4 protein-coding genes are annotated in these 4564 nt (G+C 70.0%); all 4 read left to right on the top strand.

What is annotated here, in order from left to right; all coding sequences use genetic code 11:
* Positions 1–1618: glutamate synthase-related protein (locus ACWGIU_RS17830; RefSeq protein ID WP_453706845.1), on the top strand; the 1618-nt coding region annotated here is incomplete at its 5' end.
* Positions 1611–3071, top strand: coding sequence for a glutamate synthase subunit beta (locus ACWGIU_RS17825; protein WP_393851493.1), 1461 nt, complete (start codon positions 1611–1613; stop codon positions 3069–3071). The genes ACWGIU_RS17830 and ACWGIU_RS17825, both read left to right, overlap by 8 nt.
* Before the next feature lie 409 nt (positions 3072–3480).
* The gene (locus ACWGIU_RS17820) at positions 3481–4317 is read left to right on the top strand and encodes a helix-turn-helix domain-containing protein (RefSeq protein WP_453706843.1); all 837 of its coding nucleotides are present in this window, start codon (positions 3481–3483) and stop codon (positions 4315–4317) included.
* Positions 4302–4502, top strand: a complete 201-nt coding sequence (locus ACWGIU_RS17815) for a DUF397 domain-containing protein (RefSeq protein ID WP_453706841.1) — start codon at positions 4302–4304, stop codon at positions 4500–4502. Before ACWGIU_RS17820 ends, ACWGIU_RS17815 begins: the two co-directional genes overlap by 16 nt.
* The last annotated feature ends 62 nt before the right edge of the window (positions 4503–4564 follow it).

The following is a 4564-nucleotide window of genomic DNA, read 5'->3' as shown; positions in this document are numbered from 1 at the left end:
CACCCCGGGTGTCGGCCTGATCTCCCCGCCGCCGCACCACGACATCTACTCCATCGAGGACCTGGCTCAGCTGATCCACGACCTCAAGAACGCCAACCCGGCCGCCCGCATCCACGTGAAGCTGGTCTCCGAGGTCGGCGTGGGTACGGTCGCGGCCGGTGTCTCCAAGGCCCACGCGGACGTCGTCCTCATCTCCGGCCACGACGGCGGAACGGGCGCCTCCCCGCTCACCTCGCTCAAGCACGCGGGCGGCCCCTGGGAGCTCGGCCTCGCCGAGACCCAGCAGACCCTGCTGCTCAACGGGCTGCGCGACCGGATCGTCGTCCAGACCGACGGCCAGCTCAAGACCGGCCGCGACGTGGTCATCGCCGCGCTGCTCGGCGCCGAGGAGTTCGGTTTCGCGACCGCGCCGCTCGTCGTCTCCGGCTGCGTCATGATGCGCGTCTGTCACCTGGACACCTGCCCGGTCGGCATCGCCACCCAGAACCCGGTCCTGCGCGACCGCTTCTCCGGCAAGCCCGAGTTCGTCGTCAACTTCTTCGAGTACATCGCGGAGGAGGTGCGCGAGATCCTCGCCGAGCTGGGCTTCCGCACGATCGAGGAGGCCGTCGGCCACGCCGAGATCCTCGACACCACCGCGGCCGTCACGCACTGGAAGGCGCAGGGCCTCGACCTGGAGCCGCTCTTCTACGTGCCGGAGCTGCCCGAGGGCGCGGTCCGCCACGCCCTGATCGAGCAGGACCACGGTCTGGAGAAGGCCCTCGACAACGAGCTGATCGAGCTCGCCGCCGACGCGCTGAACGCCGAGACCGCCGAGGCGGCCCAGCCGGTCCGCGCCCAGGTCTCCATCCGCAACATCAACCGGACCGTCGGCACCATGCTCGGCCACCAGGTCACCAAGAAGTTCGGTGGCGCGGGCCTGCCCGACAACACCATCGACCTGACCTTCACCGGCAGCGCCGGCCAGTCCTTCGGCGCGTTCGTGCCGAAGGGCATCACCCTCCGCCTGGAGGGCGACGCCAACGACTACGTCGGCAAGGGCCTCTCCGGTGGCCGCATCGTGGTCCGCCCGGACCGCGGCGCCGACCACCTCGCCGAGTACTCCACCATCGCCGGCAACACCATCGGCTACGGAGCCACCGGCGGCGAGATGTTCCTGCGCGGCCGCACCGGCGAACGCTTCTGCGTCCGCAACTCGGGCGCGCTGGTCGTCTCGGAGGGCGTGGGCGACCACGGCTGCGAGTACATGACCGGAGGCCAGGCGGTCGTCCTGGGCGAGACGGGCCGCAACTTCGCGGCCGGTATGTCGGGCGGCGTCGCGTACGTCATCGACCTCGACCCGCACAATGTCAACGTCGGCAACGCGGGCGCCGTCGAGGCCCTGTCCGACACCGACAAGCAGTGGCTGCACGATGTGGTGCGCCGCCACGAGGAGGAGACCGGCTCGACCGTGGCCGCGAAGCTCCTGGCTGACTGGTCCGTCGCGGTGGACCGCTTCAGCAAGATCATCCCCACCACGTACAAGGCAGTGCTCGCCGCCAAGGACGCCGCTGAGCTCGCCGGACTCTCGGAATCCGAGACCACGGAGAAGATGATGGAGGCGGCGACCCATGGCTGACCCGAAGGGCTTCCTCACCACCCCCCGCGAGACCGCCTGCACCCGTCCTGTGGCCGATCGGCTGAAGGACTGGAACGAGGTCTACGTCCCGGGCTCGCTGCTCCCGATCATCAGCAAGCAGGCCGGCCGCTGCATGGACTGCGGCATCCCGTTCTGCCACAACGGGTGCCCGCTCGGGAACCTGATCCCGGAGTGGAACGACTTCTCGTACCGCGAGGACTGGACCGCCGCGTCGGAGCGCCTGCACGCGACGAACAACTTCCCGGAGTTCACCGGGCGGCTGTGCCCGGCCCCCTGCGAGTCGGCGTGCGTGCTCGGCATCAACCAGCCCGCCGTGACCATCAAGAACGTCGAAGTCTCGATCATCGACAAGGCGTGGGACAACGGCGACGTCACCCCGCAGGCGCCGGAGCGGCTGTCCGGCAAGACGGCCGCCGTCATCGGCTCCGGCCCGGCGGGCCTCGCCGCCGCCCAGCAGCTGACCCGGGCCGGCCACACCGTGGTCGTGTACGAGCGCGCGGACCGCATCGGCGGCCTCCTGCGCTACGGCATCCCCGAGTTCAAGATGGAGAAGGTGCACATCAACCGCCGCATCGAGCAGATGCGCGCGGAGGGCACCAAGTTCCGTACCGGCATCGAGGTCGGCCGCGACATCACCGCCACCGACCTGCGCAAGCGGTTCGACGCGGTGGTCATCGCGGCGGGCGCGACCGTCTCCCGCGACCTGCCGGTCCCGGGCCGCGAGCTGAACGGCATCCACTTCGCGATGGAGTACCTGCCGCTCGCGAACAAGGTCCAGGAGGGCGACTTCATGGCGCCCCCCATCACGGCCGAGGGCAAGCACGTGATCGTCATCGGTGGCGGCGACACCGGCGCGGACTGCGTGGGCACCGCCCACCGCCAGGGCGCGGCCTCCGTCACGCAGCTGGAGATCATGCCCAAGCCGGGCGAGGACCGCAACGCCAACCAGCCCTGGCCGACCTTCCCGATGCTCTACAAGGTCACCTCGGCCCACGAGGAGGGCGGCGAGCGGGTCTACTCCGTCTCCACCACCCACTTCGAGGGCGACGAGGACGGCAACGTCCAGGCCCTCCACCTGGTCGAGGTCGCCTTCGAGGACGGCAAGCTCGTCCAGAAGCCCGGCACCGAGCGCGTCCTCCCGGCGCAGCTGGTCACCCTGGCGATGGGCTTCACGGGCACGGACCAGGAGAACGGCCTGGTCCAGCAGTTCGGCCTGGAGCTGGACGCCCGCGGCAACATCGACCGCGACGCCTCCTACGCGACCAACGTGGACGGCGTCTTCGTCGCCGGCGACGCGGGCCGCGGCCAGTCGCTGATCGTCTGGGCCATCGCGGAGGGCCGCTCGGCCGCCCGCGGCGTGGACCGCTTCCTGACCGGCAGCAGCGCCCTCCCGTACCCGGTCAAGCCGACGGACCGCTCGCTGACGGTGTAACGACACCGGCAGCGCCCCCGCCCCGCGAAGGGCGGGACCCCTCATACGGTCCGCACAATGACGTGTGGAACTCCGACGCAGCGCCCGCCACGACTCCTTTTGGATGCCGTGCTCGCACCGTCCGGCCGCAGGCGGCCTCCCGGGCTTCGCCCGGCTGCGCCGACCTCCGACCGGCGTGCGGGGCCCGCGCCACGAGCAGTACCCCCGCCCCGCGAAGGGCGGGACCCCTCATACGGTCCGTACAACGGTGTACGGAACTCCCGGCACAGCGCCCGCCACGTCCCCGACCAGGGGTGGCGGGCGCTGTGGCGTCGTGTAGTCGTATCAATGCGTTCCGCTGAACCGGCGTCGCGGCGAGGACTACGCTCTTTCGCGGAGCGAGGGCACTGCGGAAGCGGGGAGTTGGCTCATGGCCAAGCCGAATGACGAGGGCGGCGCGCAGACGCCGGAGGAGTTCGCCCGCGAGGAGCTGCGGGGGCGGCGTGAGGCGGCGGGGTTGACCCAGGAAGGGCTGGGCGAGCGGATCTTCGCCACCGGGGCGTACGTCGGGATGATGGAGAGCGGGCGGCGCCGGCTGCGCCCTGAGATCGCCAAGCTCATCGATAGAGAACTGGATACGGGGGATTACTTCTTCCGCCTGGCCAGGGCCTTCAAGTCCAAGCACATTGAGTACTTTGCCAGCGCGGCCGAGCTGGAAGGTCTGGCATCGGCCCTCTATGAGTACGCCTCCACGCTGGTCCCTGGGCTCCTTCAGACGGAGGACTACGCTCGGGCTGTGACCTGGGCCGCCAGTCCCACCGCGCTTGCCGAGCACGTGGATTCCCTGGTGATGTTCCGAAGGAATCGCGCGCGAATCCTCGACAATCCGACCACCCCCGAGTTGTGGGTCGTTCTGCATGAGGCGGTACTGCGGACGGCCGTCGGGGGGCATGGTGTGATGGCGGCCCAGTTGCGGCATATCTCGGCGTATGTCCGGGCCCGTCGGATCACCGTGCAGGTCGTGCCGTTCTCGGCCGGTGCTCATGGTGCCCTGGGTTCGTTGGTGACCATCATGCAGTTCGCCGACGCGCCTGACGTGGCCTACACAGAGGGGCCCCGCGTCGGGCAGTTGCTCGACTATCCCGCCCTGGTACAGCGCCACTGGAAGTCATACGATCTGGCCAGGGCCGCTGCGTTGTCGCCGGAAGTGTCCCTGACCTTGATCGAGTCGGTGGCGGAGGAGTACGCGACATGCGCGCAGACGTGAACGCCCTGTCCTGGCGGACGTCCTCGTACAGCAACGGAGAGGGCGCCAGCTGCGTCGAGGTTTCCGACGACCTCCTCGACGTGGTCCCCGTGCGCGACAGCAAGCAAGGCGGCGCCGGCCCGGTCCTCGTATTCCCGGCCGTCGTGTGGTCCTCGTTCATCCTCGACGTGAAGGCTCAAGCCTGACCTCGGGCCGCAACCCCTGGCGTCCGGCCGGCGGAATCACGGCGCCCGCCACGCCCCCGGGC

It is taken from the genome of Streptomyces sp. NPDC054840 (assembly GCF_053611065.1).
This window is presented reverse-complemented; position numbering and strand designations above follow the sequence as displayed.

Bases quoted from the DNA above. Each gene is read 5' to 3' on its own strand.
- ACWGIU_RS17815 (WP_453706841.1), top strand. From the start codon at position 4,302: ATGCGCGCAGACGTGAACGCCCTGTCCTGGCGGACGTCCTCGTACAGC.
- ACWGIU_RS17825 (WP_393851493.1), top strand. From the start codon at position 1,611: ATGGCTGACCCGAAGGGCTTCCTCACCACCCCCCGCGAGACCGCCTGC.
- ACWGIU_RS17820 (WP_453706843.1), top strand. From the start codon at position 3,481: ATGGCCAAGCCGAATGACGAGGGCGGCGCGCAGACGCCGGAGGAGTTC.